General features: G+C 52.1%; 22 protein-coding genes and 1 riboswitch. All 22 genes read right to left on the minus strand.

The genetic code is table 11. The annotated features are described in order from the left end of the window. Positions 1-22: 22 nt before the first annotated feature. On the minus strand, positions 23-1072 hold the full coding sequence (locus CZ379_RS25440; RefSeq protein ID WP_110934180.1) for an NAD(P)-dependent alcohol dehydrogenase: 1050 nt from the start codon (positions 1070-1072) through the stop codon (positions 23-25). Positions 1073-1185: 113 nt separating this feature from the next. Continuing rightward, positions 1186-2793, minus strand: a complete 1608-nt coding sequence (locus tag CZ379_RS25445; protein WP_110934560.1) for a glycoside hydrolase family 43 protein — start codon at positions 2791-2793, stop codon at positions 1186-1188. A gap of 243 nt (positions 2794-3036) precedes the next feature. Next, positions 3037-4290 carry an ABC transporter substrate-binding protein gene (locus CZ379_RS25450; RefSeq protein WP_110934181.1) on the minus strand — a complete coding sequence of 418 codons (1254 nt, stop codon included), beginning with the start codon at positions 4288-4290 and terminating at the stop codon, positions 3037-3039. Positions 4291-4345: 55 nt separating this feature from the next. Continuing rightward, positions 4346-5242: a carbohydrate ABC transporter permease gene (locus CZ379_RS25455; protein WP_110934182.1), complete on the minus strand. Its 897-nt coding sequence runs from the start codon at positions 5240-5242 to the stop codon at positions 4346-4348. A 92-nt stretch (positions 5243-5334) separates the two neighbouring features. Further along, positions 5335-6222 carry a carbohydrate ABC transporter permease gene (locus CZ379_RS25460; RefSeq protein ID WP_199925786.1) on the minus strand — a complete coding sequence of 296 codons (888 nt, stop codon included), beginning with the start codon at positions 6220-6222 and terminating at the stop codon, positions 5335-5337. A 302-nt stretch (positions 6223-6524) separates the two neighbouring features. Then, positions 6525-7142 (minus strand): NUDIX hydrolase, encoded by a 618-nt coding sequence (locus CZ379_RS25465; protein ID WP_110934562.1) that lies wholly within the window; start codon positions 7140-7142, stop codon positions 6525-6527. Positions 7143-7193: 51 nt separating this feature from the next. After that, entirely contained in the window at positions 7194-8468 is a 1275-nt protein-coding gene (gene ilvA / locus CZ379_RS25470) for a threonine ammonia-lyase IlvA (RefSeq protein ID WP_110934183.1), read from the minus strand. Between the two features lie 81 nt (positions 8469-8549). Beyond that, positions 8550-9161, minus strand: a complete 612-nt coding sequence (locus CZ379_RS25475) for an alpha/beta hydrolase (RefSeq protein ID WP_110934184.1) — start codon at positions 9159-9161, stop codon at positions 8550-8552. Next, the gene (locus tag CZ379_RS25480) at positions 9158-10117 is read right to left on the minus strand and encodes a ring-cleaving dioxygenase (protein WP_110934185.1); all 960 of its coding nucleotides are present in this window, start codon (positions 10115-10117) and stop codon (positions 9158-9160) included. The genes CZ379_RS25475 and CZ379_RS25480 overlap by 4 nt, the downstream gene beginning before the upstream one ends. Before the next feature lie 170 nt (positions 10118-10287). Further along, positions 10288-10536, minus strand: coding sequence for a hypothetical protein (locus CZ379_RS25485; RefSeq protein ID WP_199925787.1), 249 nt, complete (start codon positions 10534-10536; stop codon positions 10288-10290). A gap of 141 nt (positions 10537-10677) precedes the next feature. Continuing rightward, on the minus strand, positions 10678-11943 hold the full coding sequence (purD, locus tag CZ379_RS25490; RefSeq protein ID WP_110934186.1) for a phosphoribosylamine--glycine ligase: 1266 nt from the start codon (positions 11941-11943) through the stop codon (positions 10678-10680). A 124-nt stretch (positions 11944-12067) separates the two neighbouring features. After that, positions 12068-13615 (minus strand): bifunctional phosphoribosylaminoimidazolecarboxamide formyltransferase/IMP cyclohydrolase, encoded by a 1548-nt coding sequence (purH, locus tag CZ379_RS25495; protein WP_110934187.1) that lies wholly within the window; start codon positions 13613-13615, stop codon positions 12068-12070. 288 nt (positions 13616-13903) lie between these two features. After that, positions 13904-14536 carry a phosphoribosylglycinamide formyltransferase gene (gene purN / locus CZ379_RS25500; protein WP_110934188.1) on the minus strand — a complete coding sequence of 211 codons (633 nt, stop codon included), beginning with the start codon at positions 14534-14536 and terminating at the stop codon, positions 13904-13906. After that, complete coding sequence (purM, locus tag CZ379_RS25505; RefSeq protein WP_110934189.1) at positions 14536-15579, minus strand: phosphoribosylformylglycinamidine cyclo-ligase; 1044 nt, start codon at positions 15577-15579, stop codon at positions 14536-14538. The genes purN and purM overlap by 1 nt, the downstream gene beginning before the upstream one ends. A 75-nt stretch (positions 15580-15654) precedes the next feature. Then, positions 15655-17133, minus strand: a complete 1479-nt coding sequence (gene purF, locus CZ379_RS25510) for an amidophosphoribosyltransferase (protein ID WP_110934190.1) — start codon at positions 17131-17133, stop codon at positions 15655-15657. Beyond that, complete coding sequence (gene purL, locus CZ379_RS25515; protein ID WP_110934191.1) at positions 17118-19361, minus strand: phosphoribosylformylglycinamidine synthase subunit PurL; 2244 nt, start codon at positions 19359-19361, stop codon at positions 17118-17120. Before purL ends, purF begins: the two co-directional genes overlap by 16 nt. Next, complete coding sequence (purQ, locus tag CZ379_RS25520; RefSeq protein WP_110934192.1) at positions 19339-20028, minus strand: phosphoribosylformylglycinamidine synthase subunit PurQ; 690 nt, start codon at positions 20026-20028, stop codon at positions 19339-19341. The genes purL and purQ overlap by 23 nt, the downstream gene beginning before the upstream one ends. Positions 20029-20031: 3 nt before the next feature. Then, positions 20032-20277, minus strand: a complete 246-nt coding sequence (purS, locus tag CZ379_RS25525; RefSeq protein WP_055109705.1) for a phosphoribosylformylglycinamidine synthase subunit PurS — start codon at positions 20275-20277, stop codon at positions 20032-20034. Positions 20278-20442: 165 nt separating this feature from the next. Next, positions 20443-21342 carry a phosphoribosylaminoimidazolesuccinocarboxamide synthase gene (locus tag CZ379_RS25530; protein ID WP_110934193.1) on the minus strand — a complete coding sequence of 300 codons (900 nt, stop codon included), beginning with the start codon at positions 21340-21342 and terminating at the stop codon, positions 20443-20445. 27 nt (positions 21343-21369) lie between these two features. Further along, the gene (gene purB / locus CZ379_RS25535) at positions 21370-22668 is read right to left on the minus strand and encodes an adenylosuccinate lyase (RefSeq protein ID WP_110934194.1); all 1299 of its coding nucleotides are present in this window, start codon (positions 22666-22668) and stop codon (positions 21370-21372) included. Then, positions 22665-23927, minus strand: coding sequence for a 5-(carboxyamino)imidazole ribonucleotide synthase (purK, locus tag CZ379_RS25540; protein ID WP_110934195.1), 1263 nt, complete (start codon positions 23925-23927; stop codon positions 22665-22667). Before purK ends, purB begins: the two co-directional genes overlap by 4 nt. Then, complete coding sequence (gene purE / locus CZ379_RS25545) at positions 23927-24430, minus strand: 5-(carboxyamino)imidazole ribonucleotide mutase (RefSeq protein WP_110934196.1); 504 nt, start codon at positions 24428-24430, stop codon at positions 23927-23929. Before purE ends, purK begins: the two co-directional genes overlap by 1 nt. A 324-nt stretch (positions 24431-24754) precedes the next feature. Beyond that, positions 24755-24856, minus strand: a riboswitch (purine riboswitch). Between the last annotated feature and the right edge of the window lie 103 nt (positions 24857-24959).

Genomic DNA, 24959 nt, shown 5'->3' on the forward strand with positions numbered 1-24959 from the left:
GCGAATCGGGCGGGAAGCCCGACTACAGCTTTGGATAAATCATTACCTTGATGCTTGTTTCCTTCTCCGTACGAGCGACTTCGATCGCTTCCTGAATATCCTGGAGCGCGTATTTATGTGTAATGACCTGTTCAATGTCGATATCGGATTTGCTCAATGCCTGGATCGCCGATGGATACGTGTTCGCGTAGCGGAACAATCCGTAGACATCGATTTCGCCATCAATGATCGTATTGATATCGACCGGAATTTCCGACGCCGCCGGCATGCCGACCAGAACAACCCGGCCTCCGCGATTCACAGCGCCAAACGCATCGGCGATGGCACGGCCATTACCGGAGGATTCGACGACAACGGTAACGCCTTTCCCACCGGTCAGTTCGGCAAGGCGCTCCTTCAGATTCTCCTTCGACGGATCAATAACAGCAGTTGCTCCCATTTTCATCGCCAGCTCCTGGCGGAACGGAACAACATCGGTCGCATAAATTTCTGTGACGCCGTAAATTCTAGCGGCTTGGATCGCGAGAAGTCCAATTGGGCCAAGCCCTGTAACGAGCATCCGGTCAGCCGGGCTTACCTTGCCGCGGATCATCGCATGCATGCCTACCGAAAGCGGCTCCAGCAGAGCCCCCTCTTCAAAACTCATCTCATCCGGGAGTTGGAACAAGAAATCACTGCGTACAGCAACATATTCTGCCCAAGCTCCATCGACCGGAGGCGTCGCCATAAACACGACGTCCGGGCAAAGGTTATACCGGCCAGATTTGCAATAATCGCAGCGTCCGCAAGCGACTCCCGGCTCCACGGCGACCCGGTCGCCTACCGCCACATTGCTTACCTTCGCCCCCACCTGCATCACTTCCCCAGCCAGCTCATGACCAAGAATGATTGGCTTCTCCACCACATAACGCCCGATCCGGCCATGCTCATAATAATGAACATCCGAGCCGCAGACGCCGATGCAGTACACTTTGATGAGTGCTTCATCCTCTTTAATGCTAGGAATGGGCACCTGCTTGATTTCAATATCCATCGGTCTATTCAGTATGGCTGCATCCATCATATTCGACATAGTCAGCTCTCCCTTAGTTTGAAATTGTTAAACTTCTGCCTCTCCGGCTCAAACATAGAATATATTAAGATCCTGCACTTCACTTATCTCGAATCATTGGCCGAAGCTTGTATCTACTCATCCAGCTCGCGGTATGTGAAATAATCGAAATCGGCATGCAACTGGCGGCCGCTCAAGTCCTGGGCGCATATGCCGATAAAAGCTCCGGTAAAGCCCTGATCCAGAGCAATGCCGTCCTTGACCAGCTCCGCGTTCTCATCCGAGAGCTTGGTTGCGTCCATTTCCCCGCCGATCGGCAGCCACTCTACCCCATCCCTGGAATAGTAGAATCGCAGCACCTCCCTGCGAATGACCGCCTTCATATAGCAGCGTTCCCAGCCCTCGATAGAAATCGGCGACTCTAGGGGCTCGTCATACACTCCACGGTCGCTGGACATGATGCCTAAGCATTTGCCCAATTCCTCATCCCAGCTGATCCATAGGTAATAATAATTTTTCGTATTATAGTAATAAATCAGACCTGCCAGCTGCTGATATGTCTCCGGCGCAAATTCGACAACCGTCTCGGCTTCTGCCAGAAAAGATTGCTGCCGGCGCGCCACCAGACTTTGCCGGTGATGCGAATACAGCGACTCCCGGCCTTTCAGCCGCAGATAGCCCGGGCGCTCCTTCAGCGTCGCCCACCCCTCGGCGAGAGGCTCGCGCAGCGTGCTGAAGTGGCGACTGATCTCCACGCCGTCAAAGTGCTCCGTCTCCGGCTCCGGTGCAAATGGATGCTCCGGCAAGCTCGGCCCCGCTACGCGCACCTGCGGCTCATGATCACCCGTTGTCAGACGCAGCCAGCCGTCCTCCGTCCATTCCACCTTCTGAATGGCCGTCTCCCGGCCGAGCGTGCAGCACATCGATGGCCGCAGCGGCCGTCCGCACAGATGCACAACGTACAACTCGCCCTGCTGCGTCTCCACCAGGCTGCCATGACCCGCCCGCTGCAGCGCAGCTTCCGGGCGATCCGCCGAGGTCAGCAGCGGACCATTCGGGTCAGCCTCATAAGTGCCGAGCAGCGTAGCTGAACGCGCCATCGTGATCGCATGCCCGTAGCGGGTTCCGCCTTCCGCAGTCATCAGATGATAATAACCGTTGGCTTTATAAATATGAGGCCCTTCTGTCAAACCTAGCGGCGTTCCCCGGAAGATGTTATGGATCGGGCCGACCAGCCGCTGCTCCTCCTCCGAGTACTGCTGGATGACAATGCCGCCGAAATGGTTATTCCCTTTGCGGTGATCCCAGACCAAGTTCAGCACCCATTTCGTGCCATCCTCCTCGTGGTACATTGAGGGATCGAAGCCGCTGCTGTTCAGGTAGATCGGCTCTGACCACGGGCCGCGAATATCCTTCGCGGTAACCAAGTAGTTATGCGTATCCTTGAACGGTCCCATATGGCTTTTGACATCGGTATATATTAAATAATAAGTTCCTTCATGATAACTCAGGCAGGGTGCCCACACTCCGCCGGAGTCTGGATTCCCCATCATGTCCAGCTGGCTCGTCCGGCTCAATGGATGGCCGATGAGCTGCCAGTTCTTCAAATCCCGAGAATGGTGGATCTGCACCCCCGGAAACCATTCAAACGTTGAAGTAGCGATATAATAATCATCGCCCACCCGAATAATCGATGGATCTGGGTTGAAGCCCCTCAAAATCGGATTGATAATTTCAGACACCGCATATTCCTCCACTTCTGTTCTAGTTGTCTGCATCACTGCAAACTGCAGCTTTAACTGTTATAACTTCTCCTTAAAATTCTTTAAGTTGCGTGCACTAAGCTATCTTGTACTATCACGTACTATGATGATCTTGTACTATGATGATCACGTACTATGATAATCTCTTCCTCGGAATCATTGTTCTCTCTTCCCTGCATCCATTCTTTAATTCAACTTATATGATTCGATTCGCCGCAGCCCTTACTTGATCTTCGCCAGTTCTTCCTTCACGTCATTATTGCTCTGACCTACGATGGCTCCCATCAGGTCAAGGAATTGGTCGGCACGTCTTGCGTCGAGCGTCTGGTCGTAGTATCCGAAGAAGCCTTCCAAGTTATCACTAATCGACTTATCGTATTCATAAGCGAGCGGATGCATCTTGGAGTCGTCGAGTCCCGGATTTTTCATCGGGCTGATGTTGGCGCCCTCGTAAATTTCCTTTCTTTGTTCTGGACTGGACAGGAAACGAATCGCGGCATAAGCTGCATCCTGATCCGCCTTCGAGGAAATCGCCATACCTACGCCGAAGCCGCCTTGATACACATTGACGCTGCCTTCGCCCCCGCTCACCGCAGGGAATGGCACGAAGCCTACCTTCTCCGCGAACTCATCGTTCAGAAAAGCCTCCATCGCCCATTCGCCCTGTAAATACATCGCCGCGCGTCCATTCACGAACAGCGATTCTGCAGCAGCATAATCCAATCCTAAGAATCCGTTTACAAAACCTTTTCTATCGATAGCCAGCTCTCTTAGCATCTCGCCAGCCTGGACGAAGCTGTCCTGCGTGAAATCGGCTTCCCCATTTTTGGCCTTCTCGAACGGCTCCGTTCCACCGATGCGCTGAGCCAAATAAGAGAACCAGTGCAGCATCGGCCAGCGTTCTTTGCCAGCGATCGTAATCGGCGTAATATCCTTCGCATTCAACTGATCCACCACAGTCAAAAGTTCATCATAAGTCGTAGGCGGAGTCAAGCCATTCTCGGTGAAGATCTCTTTATTATACCAAAGTGATACGCCGCTGAATAAGACGGGAATCGCATAGGTCTTGTCCTCGTAAGTAAATGTATCCAAACCGCCTGGCAGCACATTATCTCTGAATTCTGCATCCTGGTTCAAGCTTTCCGTAATATCTCCCAGCATGCTGGTCGAGACGAGCGTATCGAATGTTTCCCCACTCCAATACGTAATGATGTCCGGCAGCTGATTGCCCGCAATCGCTACCTTCATTTTCGTTTTCAAGGCTTCGTCTTCAAAAAATTCGGCGGTTAGCCGGATATCCGGATGCTCATCATTGAATTCTTTAATCGAGTTCTCGATCGTTTCCCGGCTTCGCGTCTCCATGCTCCACATCGTTAATTCCTTTACGCCCGCCTGCTTCTTGCCCTCTCCTTGATTGGAGCATGCCGTAACTGTAAGCAATACAGCAAGCATCACTAGTACGAATGCCTTCTTCATTGGTGTTCCCCCTCGTTTTGTTAGTTTTATTATAAACCCCAGCCTGTCCCTGCTTCTAGCCCTTTACCGAGCCAGCCACAACCCCCTTGTGAACGTACTTCTGCAGGAACATGTACATGATTAGAATCGGGGCTGTAGTTATGACCAATGCCGCGCTGATCAGTGAATAGTCTGCGCTAAAGTTGCCTTTAAACATCATCAGTCCGATCGGCAGCGTTTTCAAAGATTCTTTGGAAATCATCACTAACGGAAAGACGAAATCATTCATGATATTGAAAAAGGAAACGATGGTCACAGTGGCCAGCACCGGCTTAGCTAAAGGAAAGTATACGCGGAAAAAGCTCTGGTAAATACCGCAGCCGTCCACGGTTGCCGCCTCCTCGATCTCCCTTGGCACCTCCCGGAAAAATCCATAAGACAGAAACACCGCCACCGGCAGGTTAAAAGCGATGTATGGAAAAAACAAGGCCCAAAACGTATCATAAGTACCGATCCGATTCGAGATCATGAACAATGGAATCAGCGTGCTGTGAACCGGTATAAGCATGCCTAGAAAGAACATCCCCAGCAAAAGACCGGAGCCTTTAAACGGACGAGTTGCAAAATAAAACCCGATCAAGGTCGCCACGATAAGCAGACCGATCACAGAGAACAGCGTAATGTACATACTGTTGAACAAATAGCCGCCGATTCCCTCGTTCCACGCTTTGGCAAAATTATCAAACCGCCACTCCGATGGCAATCCCCACGGATTCGCGAAATATTCCTTGTTGCTCTTAAAGGATGAGATGACCATCCAAACGAACGGATACCCCGTAAATACCAGATGAGTGAGCAGAATGACGTACAGCAGGGATCTCACGGCAGTTTTTCGGTTAAAAAATCGTCTTTCGCTGTTCACTCCCGTGGTCTTCGGCTGTTGAGAATGCGCTGCTGCATGAGCTCTAAGCAAGATGACCCTCTCCTTTCTTTAGGATGATGAAATTAAATCCATTCATAAGCTTCTATTGCCTACGTTTAAGCTTCCTAGAGCTTGCGATTTTCCTATTGAAATTTGGCACTGCCCTTGTTCAGCAATTTGAAAATAAAGAATGCCAGGAACAACCCAAACAGCAGCAGGAAAGTCGAAATTGCACTGCCATAGCCGTAGTCCATCAGCTTGAAGGCGTTCTTCATCATATAACTGGCAATAACTTCGCTGGAGTTGTTGGGGCCGCCGCCCGTCATAATATAGATCAGGTCAAAATACTTCAGCGAGTTGATGACGCAGTTCAGTACCGTGAACGTAATCGTTCCCCAGATCAGCGGAATCTGAATGTTGAATACGATCCTCCATTCACTAGCTCCTTCGACCCTCGCCGCCTCAAGTACTTCGTCCGAAATATTTTGCAGCGCGGCGAAATATACAACGACGTAGAAGCCGATAAATTGCCAGGCAACGACCGCGATGACTGAGGCCAGTGCCGTCCCCGTCTCCCCGAGCCAGGCATGCGTCCAGCTCTGTAGGCCGAGCTTGATCAGCAGATTGTTCAGCAGGCCGAAGTTCGGATCATAGATTTGCGCCCACAGAATGCCCAGCACCGCAGTCGACAGCATGACTGGCGTAAAGTAGATCGTTTTCATAAAATTGGAGCCTCTCAGCTTATAGCCGAGCAAAATCGCCAGAAACAGTCCGACTGGCAGTTGAATCAGCAATGCTCCCAACGTAAGGTACAGTGAATTTTTCAGCGAAATCCATAGAACCGGATCCTGAAACAGCCGTGTATAATTGTCCATTCCGGTGAATATCATGGCCGAAATCGCATCCCACTGAAACAAGCTGTAATACATGCTCATGCCAATAGGAACAATGATAATCGCGGCGAAAATCAAAAGCGCAGGCCCCATAAAAAAGGCTCCGCTCGTCAGCCGCTTCATGCCCGTCTCTCTCATTGCAGCTCTCCCCTTTCTCTTGATGACTATTGCCTTTTTGAAAATATCCTTAGTGTGTACTGCGGCATCAGCGTACTATTGTAACTGTTCCGCGACCACCTGTATCCGCTTTCAATAATAATTGTACCAACTGTGATTTGACTTGTTATGAAACGATGATTGGCTAAAATAGTACAACGATTGGATACTTAGTGAATTTATGCACAATGAAAAAGTGCAGCAATCCTTCTCAGAACCACAAAAAAAGCAGCCTAATCGGTTAATCAATCACCGATATAGACTGCTTATGAGAATCTTACCCTTTAATCAACAATCGTCGGCTGATCGGGATTCCTCAGGAACCCGAACATCGTTTTGATCTGCTCCTCAGTGTTTCTTTGGAGCGATAGCTGTGGAAGATGGTTCTCCTCGTAGAAGGCTACGCCATTCGTTTCAAGCCCTGCTGCGGCCTCTCCACCGACAATTTCGCATTGAATAAATATTTTATAGACATGATATGGCTCTGGAGGGTGCTGATGAAATTTCTTATCCAGTACTGCGAGTAAACGAACCGGCCTCACTTCATATCCTGCCTCTTCCTTGATTTCCTTCACCGCTACTTCGGATGGAGACAGTCCAATATCTCCCCAGCCCCCGGGCAATGCCCAGCCCCCGTCATGCTTCTCCCTGACGAGCAGTACCTTGTTATCCTTAAAAACAACGCCGCGAATATCGACCTTTGGCGTCGCGTATCCACGTTCATTGGCAAACGACAGTTCAATAATCTCTCGATCCACCGTTGTATAGCTATCCAATATGTCAACGCTGATTTCACGGAGCAGCTCATAGCGTTCAGCATCATAGACATCCTTGGTGTAGGCAAGCCCGGTCTGAGCAAGTGCCTGAATTTGCTTCGCCCATTCCAGCCATTTTGGTGTCATGTTCATTCTCAATCAGCCTCCGTTCGCTAAATCAAACCCGTTCGTGCTTGATCAGATCAATAAATTAAACAGATTCAAATCACGGTTCAACTCCGTATAGGTAATGCCTTTAGCGTCCATGCGGCCGATCAACGCCCCGTAATCCGCAGGGTCACTGAGCTCGATACCGACCAATGCCGGTCCATTCTCCTTATTGTGCTTCTTCGTGTACTCAAATCGGGTAATATCATCGTTCGGCCCCAGCACGTCCTGCAGGAACTCACGGAGCGCTCCGGCACGCTGCGGAAAGTTCACCATGAAATAATGCTTCAACCCTTCATAAATGAGCGAACGCTCCTTCATTTCCTGCATGCGATCGATGTCGTTGTTGCCGCCGCTGATAACGCAGACAACCGTCTTGCCGCGAATTTCATCCCGATACATATCAAGAGCGGAGACGGCAAGCGCTCCGGCAGGCTCTACTACAATCGCGCTGTCATTATATAAATCAAGAATCGTCGTACACGCCTTCCCTTCAGGCACCTTCACGATATCATCCAGCAAATCGGCGCATATGCGATAATTCAAATCGCCCACGCGCTTCACGGCCGCACCGTCTACGAACTTATCAATCGTCTCCAGCGTAATGACCTGCTGCTGCTCGAACGATTCGCTCATCGAAGCGGCTCCCAGCGGTTCAACCCCGATCAATTTCGTCTCCGGATTCATTGCCTTAATATACGTGCCGACGCCCGAGGCCAATCCGCCGCCGCCGATCGTCACAAACACATAATCTGCGGCCGCATCGAGATTCTCCAGAATTTCCATGCCGATCGTTCCGTTGCCGGCAACAATTTTCGCGTCATCAAAAGGATGAATGAACGTCATGCCGCGATCCCGGCACGCCTTCATCGCTTCCTCATAAGCGTCGTCATAAGTATCTCCGGTCAAAATAACCTCCACATGCGAGCCGCCGAAGCGTTTGACCTGCTTTACCTTCTGATTAGGCGTCGTGCTCGGCATATAGATCGCGCCCGGAATACCTAGCGCATTGCAGGAGAAGGCCACGCCTTGGGCATGGTTGCCCGCACTGGAGCACACGATTCCCTTCTCCAGTTCCTCTGGACTTAAGCTGCGAATTTTATTATATGCACCCCGTATTTTGAAAGAACGGACAACCTGCAAATCCTCTCGTTTCAAAAATACGCGGCATCCATATTTCGCTGACAATGTTGCATCCAATTGCAGCGGGGTACGCACCACCACTTCCTTAAGCACATGGTGCGCCCGAACGATTTCTTCCATACCTACCGTGCGTTGCCCTGTTTCTTGTTCCGTTTGATTCATCTCTTCTCCTCATTTCACTTCAACAAATTAATGATTCATCTATTAAAATTAATTTCCGTTAAAATTAAACTCCGTCCTCGGTTAGAGCGGAAATGTCTGCCTAAACCAGGCTGCCGCAGCTTCGATTTCCGTTCGAGTCAGGCTGTGACCCGCATTTTCCCAATGCAGCTTCAGCTTGGCTCCCGCTCCTTCCAGCAGGCTGCTGAGCTCCTCCGTCTCAGCTGGCGGACACATTCGATCATTGCGTCCCGCCCCGATGAACACGGGAACGTCCTTCAAATCCGGCAGCACCACGCTGCGCAGCGGCACCATCGGGTGATGCAAGACGGCGCCGCGAAGAGCGTCATGATAATGAAATAAGAGGCTTCCTGCGATATTGGCTCCATTCGAATATCCTACAGCAACATAATTGCGCCGATCAAGATGATATTTCACAGCCGACTCATCAAGAAAGTCATACAGCTCTCTAGTTCTGTACGCCAAATCCTCCTCATCGAACAGCCCTTCCGCCAACCGCCGAAAAAAGCGGGACATCCCGTTTTCAAGCACATTTCCGCGAATACCGAGGACGGAAGAATTAGGCGACAGCGTCTGGGCAAGCGGCAGCAAATCGCTCTCCGTCCCTCCCGTTCCATGCAAGAGCACTAGCACCGGCGCTGATTCATCCTTGCCTTCGTGAAATAAATGCCTCATTCCTCTGCCTCCTCTTCATCAAATTCCAAAGACCGAACCTGAAAATTGCTCAAATGGGGAAGTATCGCACTGCGATGCGGCTCATACCTCGCGGGCAGCATCAGTTCCTCACCAAGCTGCTCCAACGGCTCATCGATCGTAAAGCCCGGCGGATCGGTAGCAATTTCGAACAAAATCCCGCCTGGTTCCCGGAAATACATTGCTTTGAAATATTCACGATCCACGATTCGCGTAGGACGAAGGCCGCATTGCTCAATCATTCTCCGCCACTCTTCCTGCTCCTTATCATCCCTTGCCCGCCAAGCGATATGATGAACCGTTCCCGCTCCACCGCCGCTTCGCGGAATATCCTCTGCGTTCAAATCGATCCAGTTGCCTATATCCCCTGTCGCCTGATACCGAATAAGCCCTTCTTCTTCAGCAACCCGCCTCATATCAAGAATCAATTCCAGCACACCTGCGGTACTCTCGCTATCGCTGCTGAACAGCAATGCGCCGCCGAACCCCTTGATCGCGTATTGCAAGGGCACCCCGCCAAAAGACCATGTACTCGCAGACCCCTCCGCTCGTTCCACGAGGTCGATCAACAGACCCGAATTATCCGTAAAGCGTATATATTCCTCGCCAAAGCGTGAGATATCCATATAAGGTATACTGAATTTCTTCAGACGCTTGCGCCAGAACAGCAGACTCCCCGGCGGAACGGCGTAAACCGTTACCCCGACCTGCCCTCCCCCGATCATCCCGCTCTCCACTGCATCCTGTGGAAAAAAGGTCATGATCGTTCCTGGACTGCCCGACTCATTTCCAAAATATAAATGATACACTTCCGGTGCATCGAAATTCACCGTCTTCTTGACCAATCTCAGACCGAGGACGCCTGCGTAGAAATCCACGTTTCCCTGAACGTCCCCGACAAACGCCGTAATATGATGTATTCCTGCCGTGGTTGGCATGGCTCGTCCTCCCGAAAAAAACTTCTTCTCGTTATTATACGTAACCTACGGCAACAATTCATCTTCTATTACAAAATATGGGCTGGAAAATAACAAACAGCGTCAGACATAATCTGACGCTAAATGCTTGCTTTGATATTCCCATTATGGCTGGCGCTAATTCTGCACAATCATTCCACTTGACCGCTGCGGCGCTTCCCCGCATGTCCCGTGTTTTCGAAGTCATCCGAAATATCCCGTTCTGCAGCATCCTTGGCCAACTCCGTGAGCTTCCATTCCGTCGATCCCATAATAAGATCTGCAGGAAACTCCTGCCCGCGGTACAAATATTCCGAACGGCCCCACTCATCCGTGTACAGCCCTTCCACTTCCACCCTCTCGCGCGAAATTGGAAGCATATCCTTCTTTTCCTGACTCATGATCGATTCGACGCCTCCATTCAACAATATTCGGAATACTCATATCGTTAAGATGCGCCGGAATGGACCGGGTTATCCGTCCTTAAAACAACCTCTACGGAATAAGCAAGGAATATAATATACTCTCGAATTTACGAATGCTTATACTAAGGCTTTTGCCGCAATATCGGAACGCTGATGCTTGCCCTCGAAGATGATGCGCTCCGCGGCGGCATAAGCCTTCTCGCGAGCTTCGGCAATATCCTGTCCCAACCCAACGACACCCAATACGCGTCCACCGTTCGTTATCCACTCCCCAGCTCCATTCTTCGCTGTTCCTGCATGGAATACAAGTGCATCCCCGGCTTCATCCAGCCCGGAAATCGGCAGTCCCTTCGGATAGGACGCAGGATAGCCTCCTGAAGCAAGCACTACGCATACCGCCGCCTCATTGCTCCATTCGATTTCCACCTGATCCAAAGTTCCATTAACGGATGCAAGGAAGATCTCCAGCAGATCGCTCTTTAGTCTCGGAAGCACGACCTGGGTTTCCGGATCGCCGAACCTTGCATTAAATTCAATTGTCTTCGGCTTGCCGTCCGGAGAAATCATCAGCCCGGCAAACAGCACGCCGCGGAATGGGCGACCTTCCGCCACCATCGCCTTGGCCGTTGGCTTAATGATCGTCTCGACCGCTTCCTCGATGATGGAATCCGCGATATGCGGCAGCGGAGAGTATGTCCCCATGCCACCTGTATTCGGCCCTTTGTCATTATCATAGACCTGCTTATGATCCTGCGCTGCCGACATCGGTCGCACGACTTCTCCATCCACAAAAGCAAGGATCGACATTTCCTGTCCTTCGAGGAACTCCTCAATGACCACTTGGCTGCCCGCGTCGCCAAATACCTTGCCGACCATAATGTCCTTCAAAGCCGCTTCCGCTTCCTCGCGTGTAAAAGCTACAGTTACCCCTTTGCCCGCAGCAAGACCGTCCGCCTTAATGACGATCGGTAGCTTCTGCTGATCGAGGTATGTCTTAGCCTTATCATAGTTATCGAACTTCTCATAGGCAGCTGTAGGAATGTTGTATTTTTTCAGCAAATCCTTCATGAATGTCTTGCTGCCCTCGATATGAGCCGCATTTTTACGCGGCCCGAACACCGGAATACTCTTCGCCTCGAACGCATCCACGATCCCGTCCGCCAGCGGATCATCCGGCCCGACAACAACCAAACCAACTTGCTTCTCCTGAGCAAAGGCCGTCAATTTATCGAATTCATTGACCGCAATCGGAACAATCTCTGCCACTTGGCCAATTCCCGCATTACCCGGCGCGCAATAAATCGTCCCCGCCTTCGGGCTTTTGGCCAGCGCCCAACAGATCGCATGCTCCCGGCCGCCGCCGCCAATCACTAAAATATCCATACTGCTCCCCCCTATAGCCAAACAGCAAACGGCAGGCCGCCTCTGCTGTCCACCGTCCCTGTCCATCTGAAAAGTTTATATAAAGGTTACATCGTGATCAAAAGCTGACTTTAAAACTACCTCTCTAGTGCTTGAAGTGGCGAATGCCGGTGAAGACCATGGCAACCCCATACTTGTTCGCCATTTGGATGGATTCCTCGTCCTTGACCGAGCCGCCCGGCTGAATAATAGCCGTTACGCCAGCTTTAGCAGCCGTCTCTACCGTATCGCCCATGGGGAAAAACGCATCGGAAGACAGCACGCTGCCCTTCACTTTATCTCCGGCCTGCTCGATGGCGATCTTCGCCGAGCCGACACGGTTCATTTGTCCGGCGCCCACGCCGATCGTCATATCATCCTTCGCCAGCACGATGGCGTTAGACTTCACATGCTTAACTACTTTCCAAGCAAACAAAAGCTGCTTCAATTCTTCTTCGGATGGAGCACGATCCGTGACCACCTTCAGATCCGATTCCTGCAAAGAGTGAACATCGCTGTCCTGAACGATCATGCCGCCGTCAATCGAAGTAACGACAAGCTGGCTCTTGCGATTTACACCCAGCTCCAGTCCGTTCACCTTCAACAATCGGATGTTTTTCTTCTGCGTCAGAACGGCAATGGCTTCATCCGTAAATCCAGGAGCAAGGATAATTTCTAAGAAAATCTCCTTAAGCAGCAGTGCCGTCGCTTCGTCAATAATACGGTTAGCTGCTACAATGCCGCCGAAGATCGATACCGGGTCAGCCTCATGCGCTTTGCGGAATGCCTCGTAAATGCTGGCTCCGATTCCCACGCCACAAGGATTCATATGCTTAACGACCACGACCGCCGGCTCTTCGAATTCCTTGACGATTTGCAGAGCCGCATTAGCGTCATTAATGTTATTATAGGAAAGCTCTTTGCCGTGCAGCTGTTCCGCCGAGGTGAGCGTATCCGCCGCAGCCAGTGGTTTGCGATAGAACGCCGCCTTCTGGTGTGGATTTTCGCCATAACGAAGATTTTGGATCTTCTCATACGTGACTGTAAAACGTTCCGGAAGCGGGTCGCCGTTCACGTTCGACAAATAATCGGAAATCAAAGCATCGTAAGCCGCCGTATGACGGAAAACTTTGGCCGCAAGCTGTTTGCGCGTATCCAGGGTCGTATCCCCTTCGGCTGCAATTTCATCCAAGACCTTGCTATAATCACCCGAGTCAACGACAACAGAGACGAAGGCGTGATTTTTGGCAGCGGAACGCAGCATAGTTGGCCCGCCGATATCGATATTTTCAATCGCATCTTCATAAGTGACATTCGGCTTCGCAATCGTCTCCTGGAACGGATACAAATTGACGACGACCAGATCGATATAATCCAGGCCAAGCTCCTGCATTTGCGCTTGGTGCTCGGCGCTGTCCCGTACCGCCAGCAGTCCGCTATGAACTGCAGGATGCAGCGTCTTCACGCGGCCATCGAGTACTTCCGGAAAGCCCGTTACATCAGATATGCCGATGACAGGAATACCTTCCTTCGACAAAAGACTTTTCGTGCCCCCGGTTGAAATAATTTCTACTCCTAATTGCGACAGCCCGCGGCAAAAATCCACGATACCCGTTTTATCCGAAACGCTAACCAGCGCTCTTTTGATACTCACGATTGGCTTCCTCCTCTATATTATGGCAAGAATAACGCCTCGGCTTCATGCCGGACTAGCTAAAAGCTGATGTTTCCTATATTTCATTTGCTAGATAAATGACCCGATATTTCTCGGGAAATATCGAAAATGCCACATTAACCGCTGCAAGTAAAACGTCAATCGACATACACTATAAGAACAAAGACGTGAATACGCAGTTTTCGCAAAACGATAGCACTGTTTTGTGACTCCACCATCATTTGAATCTATCCTAAGCTTGTTCGCACCGTTATACGATATGCAACACTACGAAATCGTAATGTTCCGCCCATCGATCCGAATCTTTCCTCCCGCAAACCAACCAACCACCTGCGGATACAAATCGCGCTCAGCGGCGTGAATCTTCTCTTCGAGAGATTCTCTCGTATCCCCCTGCTGGATTTCGACGACCTTCTGGGCAATGACCGGCCCGGTATCCATTCCGCCGTCAACCAGATGCACGGTCACACCGGTGACTTTAACGCCATAAGACCAAGCCTGCCCGATCGCATCCTTTCCAGGAAAAGATGGCAGCAAGGACGGATGGATATTAATCATGCGCCCTTGATACGCATCTACCAGAACCGGAGTGAGAAGCAGCATATATCCCGCAAGCACAATCAAATCTACGCCTCTGCGTTCCAACTCTTCAGCGATCTCCACTTCATAGTCTTCACGGCGGGAATAGGCTTTCCGCTCAAACACAAAGCAATCCACGCCAGCACGATGCGCCCGTTCGACGACGGGAGCCTCCGGTTTATTGCAGACTAGCAGTACGATTTCCGCCCCTAATGTACCCTCGCGCGAAGCGTCTATGAGGGTTTGAAAATTGCTCCCCTGACCGGAGGCAAACACCGCGATCCGATAGGGTCTCCTGCTTCCAACAGATTGATCCGTCATTATACTTCTGCTCCAGTGAACTTCACTTCCCTGCTGCCTTCCGTAACGCGACCGATAACATAAGGCGTTTCACCAGCAGCACGCAAAGTTTCAAGCGTCTTGTCCGCTTCTTCTGCAGCAACTACGATCACGAGTCCGATCCCCATGTTAAAGGTCGTAAACATATCACGGTTGCTCACATCGCCCTTCTTCTGGAGCAAGTCAAAGATCGGCAAAATCGGCCATGCGCCGTAATTGATTTCTGCACCAACATGTTCAGGAAGCACGCGAGGAATATTTTCAATAAATCCGCCGCCTGTAATATGCGCCATCCCTTTAACCTGCACTTGCTCCAGCAAAGCGAGGACCGGCTTCACATACAGCTTCGTCGGCGTCAGAAGCACATCGCCAAGCAGAGCGCCGTCAAGCTCAGGAAGCGAATCATGGAGGCTATAACCGCATTGCTCAAGCAATAGCTTACGAACAAGGGAGAAGCCGTTGCTGTGCACACCGCTGGAGGCCAGGCCAATAATTGTATCGCCCGCTGCAATCTTGCTTCCGTTAATAATCTTGCTCTTATCTACTACCCCTACCGTGAACCCGGCAATATCATACTCGCCCTCGGCGTACATGCCTGGCATTTCTGCGGTTTCGCCACCGATCAAGGCGCAGCCAGATTGACTGCAGCCATCTGCAATCCCGGACACAATCGCCTCGATCTTGGCCGGAATTACTTTATCGCAGGCGAGGTAGTCCAAGAAAAAGAGCGGCTCCGCCCCTTGAACGACAACGTCATTGACGCACATCGCCACCGCGTCAATCCCGATCGTATCATGCTTGTCCATCGCAAAAGCGATTTTCAGCTTCGTTCCGACGCCATCCGTCCCCGAAACGAGGACTGGCTCCTCATATTTATCTTTGTTCAAGCCGAACAAAGCGCCAAAGCCGCCCAAATCCGTTAATACTTCAGGACGGAACGTCCGTTTGACGTGGCTTTTCATCCGCTCTACCGCTTCATTGCCCGCTGCGATGTCTACACCGGCATTTTTATAAGCTTCAGACACGATGGACACTCTCCTCAAAATATTTTTAGGGGTTGTTCAAAAAGTCAATCATTGATCACAATTAATCACATTAACTTAACAGCCGCAGCCGAACTTCTCCTCACCCTCAAAATCCGTCCGCGTCGGATATTCGTTATCGAAGCAGGCCATGCACAGCCCGCCTTTATAATCCTTCGCGTTATCTCCTTCGACGGCGCCGATCAAGCCTTCGGCGCTTAAGAATTCCAGGGAATCCGCATTGATTTCCTGGCGGATTTCTTCAACGGTCTTTGAGGAAGCAATCAGCTCCGCCCGGCTCGGCGTATCGATGCCGTAGAAGCAAGGATTTCTAAACGGCGGTGAAGTGATCCGCACATGCACCTCCGTCGCTCCCGCTTCGCGCAGCAGATTTACAATGCGGCGCGAGGTCGTCCCGCGGACGATCGAATCGTCGATCATCACGACGCGCTTGCCTTCGACGACTCGGCGCACGGCGCTCAGTTTCATCTTCACGCCCTGTTCGCGCAGCTCCTGGCTCGGCTGAATGAAGGTACGGCCCGTATATTTATTTTTGATCAAGCCAAGCTCATACGGAATCCCCGTCTGCTCGGCGTAGCCGATTGCTGCGGAAATACTGGAATCCGGAACGCCGGTAACGACGTCGGCATCAACGAACGATTCCTGTGCCATGACTTGACCCATCCGTTTGCGAGCCGCATGCATATTGGAACCGTTCATATCGCTGTCAGGACGGGAGAAATAAATATACTCCATGGCGCATAGCGCCTTGCGCTTAGGCTCTGCATAACGATCCTCATGCACGCCCTCCGCGTCCAGCACCAGCATTTCGCCCGGCAATATATCGCGGATCGTTTCCGCTCCGACGACCTCAAACGCACAGGTCTCGGATGAGAATACATAAGCGTCGCCCAGACGGCCCATCGTTAGCGGACGAAGCCCATGCGGATCGCTGGCGACGATCATACGGTCATTCGTCAGCAGCAGGAACGCGAACCCGCCGATCAATTGGCCGAGCGCGTCTCTTGCTGCTTCGACGAAATCCTTGGATGACCGGGCGATCAAATGCGCAATTACTTCCGTATCGCTGGTTGTTTGAAAGATGGAGCCGCTCTGCTCCAATTGATGACGGATTTGCGGGGCATTGACGATGTTGCCGTTCGTAGCTACCGCGAGATCTCCATCCCGATATTTAAAAATCAGCGGCTGCGCATTCATCAGACTGGTGTCCCCGTTCGTGGAATAACGGACATGCCCAATGGAACGGTCGCCATGCAGCGAGCTCAGTCTGTCCCGATCGAACACTTCCTTCACGAGCCCCATGCCCCGGTAATAATTGAACTCCTCACCGTTCGTTACGCATAGTCCTGCGCTCTCTTCCCCCCGGTGCTGCAGCGCGTGCAGGCCGTAGTAGGACAAAGAGGCGGCTTCGGGGTGACCGAACACCCCGAATACACCGCATTCCTCTTTTAGCGTATCAAATATATCACTCTTGCCTGTTCCTTGATTATAATAGTCTCCTGTCCAAAGCCCTTGCGGAATTATTGCATCAGACATGGAATTACATCCTCCCAGACCTGCTTCAGCTCGCTTACCGGTCTGTTCAGCACGGAGCGGGCATTCACCGAAATCTCCAGATTGTCGCCTGTAACTTGACCGATGTTTTGAACCGGAACGCCGTAGGATGCGATCAACTGCTCCAGCTCTGCCGCCTTATCCGGAGATGCCGATAGCAGGATGCGGGATTGAGACTCACTGAATAGGGCAAAGTCAGGACGAAGCTCTGTCGCAAAATTGACTTTGGCGCCAAGGCTGCCGCTGATGCAGGACTCGGCCAGAGCTACGGCCAGCCCCCCTTCGGACAAATCATGCGCAGATTGCACAAGCCCCTTTTGAATCGCTGCCAGCACGCTGTCCAGCAATTTTTTCTCGACGTTCAGGTCAAGCGCCGGTGGCCGTCCCTCCGTCACGTCATGAACGACCGCCTGGAATTCACTTCCGCCAAGCTCAGCAAAAGTCTCGCCAAGCAGGAATACAGCGTCTCCCTCCGCCTTAAAGCCTTGCGTCGTAATATGATCCGTATCATGTACGAGGCCAACCATGCCAACAACCGGTGTTGGGTAAATTGCGCCTTTGGAATTCTCATTATACAAACTGACGTTACCGCCAATAACTGGAGCATCCAGCACACGACAGGCTTCCGCCATGCCGTCAACCGCTTTTTCCATTTGCCAGAAAATATCGGGCTTCTCCGGGCTTCCGAAGTTCAGGTTGTCCGTAATCGCCAGCGGCTCGGCTCCAGAGCAGACCACGTTGCGCGCCGCTTCGCTGACCGCGATGCGTCCGCCAACCTCTGGATCCAGATATACAAACCGTCCGTTGCAGTCTGTAGTCATAGCGAGTCCCTTGCGCGTGCCGCGAATCGTCACGACCGCCGCGTCCGAGCCCGGTTGAACCGCCGTGCTGGTACGAACCATGTAATCATATTGGTTATATACCCACGCTTTGCTCGCTACGGAAGGAGAGGATAATACTTTATCCAATGCTCCGTTCAAATCCGTAACCTCGTCGTAGCGCAGTGTATCTACATTCGCATTTTCTTCATAGTAAGCCGGTACAGCCGATGGCTTGTTATAAATCGGGCACTCGTCGACAAGCGCCGTTACCGGCATATCGCCAACAACTTCACCTTGGTGGATCAGTCTTAGACGTCCGTCGTCCGTCACTTTACCCACCTTGGCGCAAATTACGCCCCAACGCTCGAAAATCTCCAGCGCCTGCGCCTCATCCTTCGGCTCGACGACGAACAGCATGCGCTCTTGAGACTCGGAGAGCATCATTTCATATGGCGTCATGCCTTCTTCGCGCTGCGGCACCTCATCCAAATACAGCTCCAGACCGTTGCCGGCCTTACTTGCCATCTCCGCGCTGGAGCAGGTTAGACCCGCTGCGCCCATATCCTGAATACCAAGCACGATACCGGAGTTAATCAGCTCCAGACATGCCTCCATCACCAGCTTCTCCATAAATGGATCGCCGACCTGTACAGCCGTCCGCTTTGATTCGGACTCTTCCGTCAACTCTTCCGAAGCAAATGTTGCCCCGTGAATACCGTCGCGGCCTGTCGGAGGCCCCACATAAAACACTGGGTTGCCTACGCCCTTCGCGACGCCGCGCTGGATTTTATCATGCTCGATCAAACCTACGCACATTGCGTTAACTAGTGGATTGCCGTCATAGGCATCATCAAACACCACTTCGCCGCCAACCGTCGGAATGCCGATACAGTTGCCATAGCCGGCAATCCCGGATACGACATGCTCGAACAAGTACTTTACGCGGTCGCTTTCCAGCTTGCCGAAGCGCAGGGAGTTGAGCAGGGCAACCGGTCTTGCGCCCATAGAGAAAATATCGCGGATAATGCCGCCCACGCCTGTCGCCGCCCCTTGGTACGGTTCAACCGCAGAGGGGTGGTTATGGCTTTCGATTTTAAATACAACCGCTTGGTTGTCGCCGATATCTACGATTCCGGCGCCTTCGCCCGGCCCCATGAGGACGCGCGGCCCTTCAGTCGGGAAGCGGCGAAGCAGCGGTTTGGAATTTTTATAGGCACAGTGCTCAGACCACATGACGCTGAATACGCCGATTTCCGTATAGTTCGGTTTACGTCCCAGAAATCCGCAAATCAGTTCGTACTCACTGTCCGATACGCCCATTTGTTTATAAATTTGCTGTTCTGCGATTTGCTCTGCATTCGGTTCTTTAGCGGACACTTGCTGACTCATGCCGATCCCTCCAAGCCTTTAATATCGATGTAAACATACGTTTGCCGTCCTCTGATCCAAGCAGGCTGTCCACTGCACGCTCAGGATGCGGCATCATGCCCACGACGTTCCCGCGTTCATTGGAAACTCCCGCAATGTCGTCTACGGAACCATTTGGATTATCCACATAACGGAAAATAATTTGATTGTTCGCCTTCAATTGAGCGTGCGTTGCTTCATCGCAATAATAGTTCCCCTCGCCATGGGCGATCGGGATATGAATCTCCTCGCCCTTCTGGTATTGGGTAGTGAACGGATTATCGTTGTTCTCTACGCGAAGCACGGTATCATGGCAGCGGAATTTCAGCGACGTGTTGCGGCGCAGTGTGCCAGGGAGCAATCCGGCTTCGGTCAAAATTTGAAATCCGTTGCAAATGCCAAGAATATATTTGCCTTGCTCGGCGGCTTTGGCTACCTCGGCCATTACCGGAGCGAATCTTGCGATCGCCCCGCAGCGAAGATAGTCGCCATAAGAGAACCCGCCAGGAACAAGAATACAGTCATAAGCGGAAAGATCAGTGGCCGTGTGCCACACGTAATCGACTGGCTCGCCTAATGTGTCTTCCACGGCTTTATAGCAGTCGATATCACAGTTGGAACCGGGAAATACGAGTACTGCGAATTTCATGGATTAGCCCTCCAATTCAAAGCGGTAATCTTCGACGACCGTGTTGGCCAACAGCTTCTCACACATCTCTTTTACACGGGCTTCCGCCTCATTGCGATCATTGGTATCCAGCTGCAGCTCCAAATACTTACCGATACGGACACTCTCAACCTCTGCAAATCCCATAGAATGCAGGGCACCTTGTACGGCAACTCCTTGCGGATCAAGTACGCTTTGCTTGATGGTGACATAAACGGACGCTTTAATCATATTCCTCGTGTTCCTCCTAATGAATGATATAAATGAATCAAGTGCTGATTGTTGCAATATATTTATAAGCCTTCGCGACAAATGCGGCTGATGAAGCATCGCTTGTGAATCGCTTGTGTGTTCTTCCGCCGCTAGTCACTACAGCCTTGATACTGTAATTAAACTTCAGACTAACCGCTGACCGGTCAGGCGATAAAATATTTCCCGATATCGACAGGCCGTCTCTTCAACGACGGATGAGGGCAGTGGGGCGGGCTTGCTGTTCTTGTCCCAACCGGAGCCGGCAAGATAAGTACGTACCGGCTCTTTATCCATGCTGTCGATATCCATATCGAGCACGTAATTTTCCTTCGCCCAGAAACGTGCCGCATCCGGGGTGAAAATTTCGTCGATCAGGATAAGCTCGCCATCCACCGAGCCGAATTCCAGCTTGCAGTCCGCGAGGATAATTCCCCGCTGGTCGCAGTACTGACGAGCGAACTCATACAGCTCCAAGCTCCGGGTGCGCAGTTGCTCGGCAAGCTCTGTCCCGACCAGTTCCGACATCCGCTCGAAGGAGATGTCCTCGTCATGGCCGACATCATTTTTCGAGGAAGGCGTAAATATCGGCTCTGGCAGCTTGGCGTTCTTTCTCAGACCTGCAGGCAGCTCTGTGCCATTGATCTCCCCGGTCTCCTCATACTGCCTCCAGCCGCCTCCCGTGACATAACCGCGTACGACACATTCAATAGGAATGCGCTCGGCTCTGCGGGCGACCATGATCCGATCCCTCAACAGATGCTTGTACTCCGGCTTCACCGTATCCCCAATACGATCCGGATCGGCATGAATAACATGATTGTCGATAAGATCGCTAGTCAGTGAGAACCAATGTGCGCTAAGACGATTGAGGACGCTGCCCTTGTCAGGCACAGCCGGCTCCAGCACGTAATCGAAAGCGGAAATGCGATCCGTCACCACGATTAGATAATGCTCTCCCAAATCGTACAGCTCCCGGACTTTGCCTTTATATAGCAGCGGCGCGTTTACCAGCTCCTCCGCCGTGGAAATCGCCTGTGATTCCATTGTCCCTGCCCCCTGCATTTCGTAGTATTAATCAGACAATCCGAGCTTGCGGAAAATCGTATCTACATGCTTCAAATGCCAGGACGGGTTAAACGCATCCTCAATTTCCTCCGAGCCTAGAACAGCCGTAATTTCCGGCGCCTCTTCGATCAGTTCGCGGAACTGGCGCTGCGTCTCCCAAGCCTGCATCGCCCGGGGCTGAACCGTATCATAGGCCTGCTCGCGGCTGAAACCCTTGTCGATCAGCTTCGTCATGACGCGTCCGGAGAAAGGAACCCCGAACGTACGGCTCATGTTGCGCTTCATGTTCTCCGGGAATACCGTCAGGTTCTTTACGATATTGCCGAAGCGATTCAGCATATAATTGAGCAGCATCGTCGCATCCGGCAGGATCACGCGCTCTACGGAAGAGTGCGAGATATCGCGTTCATGCCACAGCGTCACGTTCTCGTAAGCGGACACCATATGCCCGCGGATGACGCGGGACAAACCGGAAATATTCTCGCTGCCGATTGGGTTGCGCTTGTGCGGCATGGCGGAGGAGCCTTTTTGGCCTTTAGCGAAGGCCTCCTCGACCTCTCGGAACTCGCTCTTCTGCAGGGCACGGATTTCGGTAGCGAATTTATCGAGCGATGTGGCGATTAGCGCTAGGGTCGCCATATATTCGGCATGGCGGTCACGCTGCAGCGTCTGCGTAGAGATCGGAGCCGGCTGCGTGCCTAGCTTCTTGCAAACATACTCCTCCACGAACGGGTCAATGTTTGCGTAAGTACCGACGGCTCCGGATATTTTACCGAACTGCACACCATCTGCCGCCCGGCGGAAACGCTCCAGATTCCGTTTCATCTCCTCATGCCATAAGGCCATCTTCAGGCCGAAAGTCGTCGGCTCCGCATGTACGCCATGGGTACGACCCATCATCGGCGTGTCCTTGTAGGCAAGTGCCTTTTCCCGCACAATTTCGATAAAACTCAAAATATCTCGTTCCAGTATCTCATTCGCTTGCTTCAGCAGATAACCTAGAGCCGTGTCGACGACGTCCGTGGAAGTAAGCCCGTAATGCACCCACTTGCGCTCCGCTCCGAGGCTTTCCGATACCGCGCGGGTAAACGCGATCACATCGTGGCGGGTCTCCTGCTCGATTTCGTAAATGCGATCGATATCAAAGGATGCCTTCTCGCGCAGCAGCCTGGCATCTTCCTTCGGAATGACTCCAAGTTCAGCCCAAGCCTCGCATGCGCAAATCTCTACCTCCAGCCACGCTTTGAACTTGTTCTTCTCGGTCCAGATCGCTCTCATCTCGGGTCTGCTGTAACGTTCGATCATATGAGCTGGTTCCTCCAAATTTTAGTTTGGTCTATAAAATCAATGCCTTCCTGCACATCGCTGCACAGTATGTTGACATGTCCCATTTTGCGTTTGGCGGCCGACCCAGTCTTGCCGTATAAATGCACCTTTGGCACCAAGTTTGCTGACGCCGCAGCGTCTGGCCCTAGTGAGCCCCAGTTCCCTGCGGATACGGCTTCCGCCACGGCCTCCACATGCTCACCGAGCACGTTCACCATGACGACCGGCGTCAGCAGCTTCGACTCACCGAGCGGTAGATTGCAAATTGCCCGGATATGCTGCTCGAATTGCGATGTCGTGCAGGCCTCCATCGTATAATGTCCCGAATTATGCGGGCGCGGCGCCAGCTCATTCACATAAATCCGTCCGTCTCCGGTCAGGAACATTTCCACGGCGAGGAGCCCAACGGCTCCCATCGACTCCGCGATCCGTGCAGCAAGCCGTTCAGCCTCTCGCTGCACTTCCTGCTCGATTCTTGCAGGAACGATCGATGCGTGCAAAATATTATCCACATGGATATTCTCCGCAACCGGGAACGTTCGGATTTCACCGCGCGGGCTGCGCGCTGCGATGACGGACAATTCCTTCACGAAGGGAATAAATTGCTCCAATACGAGCTCTGTGCCCGCCTGGCTTAATTCGGCATAGGCCGGGCTGATTTCCGCTTCGGAGCGGATTACCCATTGCCCTTTGCCGTCATACCCACCCGTCGCAGTCTTCAGCACGCTGGGAATGCCCAGCCGTGCTACGGCCTCGCGCAGCTGCTGCTCGCTGCTGATCTCCGCATAGGGAGCTACAGTAGCTCCAGCCGCTTCCACGGCCCGCTTCTCGCGCAGGCGATGCTGCGTCGTATATAGAAGCTGGCTGCCTTGCGGAACATAAGATAATTCTTCGAGCAGCGCCGCCACTTCTGCGTCCACGTTCTCGAATTCATACGTGATCACGTCGGATCGCTCGGCCAATCCCCTCGCTGCCTCCTGATCATCGTATCCGGCGACGATTTGCTCCGCTACTTGACCGCATGGAGACGATGGCGTCGGATCGAGCGTCACAAATCGATAGCCGAGGTTGGTGCCAGCCAGCGTCATCATTCGCCCAAGCTGTCCTCCCCCAAGGACACCGATCGTCGAGCCCGGCGGAATGACGTTTCCTACGCGTTCGCTATGCCGCTGTTCAGCGCTGCCGTTCGCGGCAGCCCGGCCCTTAGATCCGTTCACTGCACCAGAATTTTCGTTCATCACTTGTTCTCCCCCAGCTCAGCAGAGCTGTCTAGCACTTGGTCACGAATACGGTCGCGGCGCTCCTGCACACGAGATGACACTTCAGAATCGAAGGCCCCGATCATTTGCGCTGCAAGCAAACCGGCGTTAATCGCGCCCGCCTTGCCGATCGCCACAGTAGCAACCGGAATTCCCCCCGGCATTTGCACGATAGAGAGCAGGGAGTCCAGACCGTTCAAGGCCGCCGACTTCACCGGGACGCCGATAACGGGAAGAATCGTCTTTGATGCGACCATACCCGGCAAATGAGCTGCTCCGCCCGCGCCTGCGATGATGACCTTTAAACCGCGCTCTGCCGCTTGCTCCGCAAATTCAAACATCAAATCCGGCGTGCGGTGTGCAGATACCACCTGCTTCTCATAAGGTATTTGAAGCTCCTCCAAAACAGCGCAAGCATGGGACATCGTTTCCCAGTCCGATGTACTGCCCATGATTACTGCAACCTGTGCCTGTGCTGACATGCCTCAACCCGCTCCTTCAATTAAAGTATTTGGTCTTTCTGTTCGTTTATCCCCCAGCTCCAGCCAAGACATTAAAAAAGTCCGGAGTATTCTGGAAAATAACGAGTATTTTCAGATTCCCGGACCAGAGAGAATACACCGGATTCACAACAAGCAGCATGCAGTGTGATTCCGCGTTTGTCTTATGACTACAGAAGTAAGTATGATGTCGCCACGAGCGCGCTTCCGTCATGCGCGTAATATCGGCGCAGAGCTGGAAACACCCCAACCGTCTTCATCGTCTGTAATCATAACGAAGAAAGCCTCTTCTTGCATAACAACCTTCTTCCTGACGTATTCCCTCGTAGTCCGAAAATTTACGGTTTTCAGGTAGAAACTTCCGAGCCATATCCCCGGATTTATACGAGATCATTCAAACTAGCGGTCACCCGCTGTCCTTTATCAGTTTAACAATCCCGCCTAGCTCATGTCAACTAAAACACGAACATTATTAATTCCCGTAATCAGAATGTTCGTTTTTTCACGCTAT

Origin of the sequence: Paenibacillus bouchesdurhonensis (assembly GCF_900155685.1) — a bacterium.
GTDB classification, from domain to species: domain Bacteria; phylum Bacillota; class Bacilli; order Paenibacillales; family Paenibacillaceae; genus Fontibacillus; species Fontibacillus bouchesdurhonensis.

Bases quoted from the DNA above. Each gene is read 5' to 3' on its own strand.
- CZ379_RS25440 (WP_110934180.1), bottom strand. From the start codon at position 1,072: ATGTCGAATATGATGGATGCAGCCATACTGAATAGACCGATGGATATT.
- CZ379_RS25450 (WP_110934181.1), bottom strand. From the start codon at position 4,290: ATGAAGAAGGCATTCGTACTAGTGATGCTTGCTGTATTGCTTACAGTT.
- CZ379_RS25460 (WP_199925786.1), bottom strand. From the start codon at position 6,222: ATGAGAGAGACGGGCATGAAGCGGCTGACGAGCGGAGCCTTTTTTATG.
- CZ379_RS25465 (WP_110934562.1), bottom strand. From the start codon at position 7,142: ATGACACCAAAATGGCTGGAATGGGCGAAGCAAATTCAGGCACTTGCT.
- ilvA (WP_110934183.1), bottom strand. From the start codon at position 8,468: ATGAATCAAACGGAACAAGAAACAGGGCAACGCACGGTAGGTATGGAA.
- CZ379_RS25475 (WP_110934184.1), bottom strand. From the start codon at position 9,161: ATGAGGCATTTATTTCACGAAGGCAAGGATGAATCAGCGCCGGTGCTA.
- CZ379_RS25480 (WP_110934185.1), bottom strand. From the start codon at position 10,117: ATGCCAACCACGGCAGGAATACATCATATTACGGCGTTTGTCGGGGAC.
- CZ379_RS25485 (WP_199925787.1), bottom strand. From the start codon at position 10,536: ATGAGTCAGGAAAAGAAGGATATGCTTCCAATTTCGCGCGAGAGGGTG.
- purD (WP_110934186.1), bottom strand. From the start codon at position 11,943: ATGGATATTTTAGTGATTGGCGGCGGCGGCCGGGAGCATGCGATCTGT.
- purN (WP_110934188.1), bottom strand. From the start codon at position 14,536: ATGACGGATCAATCTGTTGGAAGCAGGAGACCCTATCGGATCGCGGTG.
- purF (WP_110934190.1), bottom strand. From the start codon at position 17,133: ATGTCTGATGCAATAATTCCGCAAGGGCTTTGGACAGGAGACTATTAT.
- purL (WP_110934191.1), bottom strand. From the start codon at position 19,361: ATGAGTCAGCAAGTGTCCGCTAAAGAACCGAATGCAGAGCAAATCGCA.
- purQ (WP_110934192.1), bottom strand. From the start codon at position 20,028: ATGAAATTCGCAGTACTCGTATTTCCCGGTTCCAACTGTGATATCGAC.
- purS (WP_055109705.1), bottom strand. From the start codon at position 20,277: ATGATTAAAGCGTCCGTTTATGTCACCATCAAGCAAAGCGTACTTGAT.
- CZ379_RS25530 (WP_110934193.1), bottom strand. From the start codon at position 21,342: ATGGAATCACAGGCGATTTCCACGGCGGAGGAGCTGGTAAACGCGCCG.
- purB (WP_110934194.1), bottom strand. From the start codon at position 22,668: ATGATCGAACGTTACAGCAGACCCGAGATGAGAGCGATCTGGACCGAG.
- purK (WP_110934195.1), bottom strand. From the start codon at position 23,927: ATGAACGAAAATTCTGGTGCAGTGAACGGATCTAAGGGCCGGGCTGCC.
- purE (WP_110934196.1), bottom strand. From the start codon at position 24,430: ATGTCAGCACAGGCACAGGTTGCAGTAATCATGGGCAGTACATCGGAC.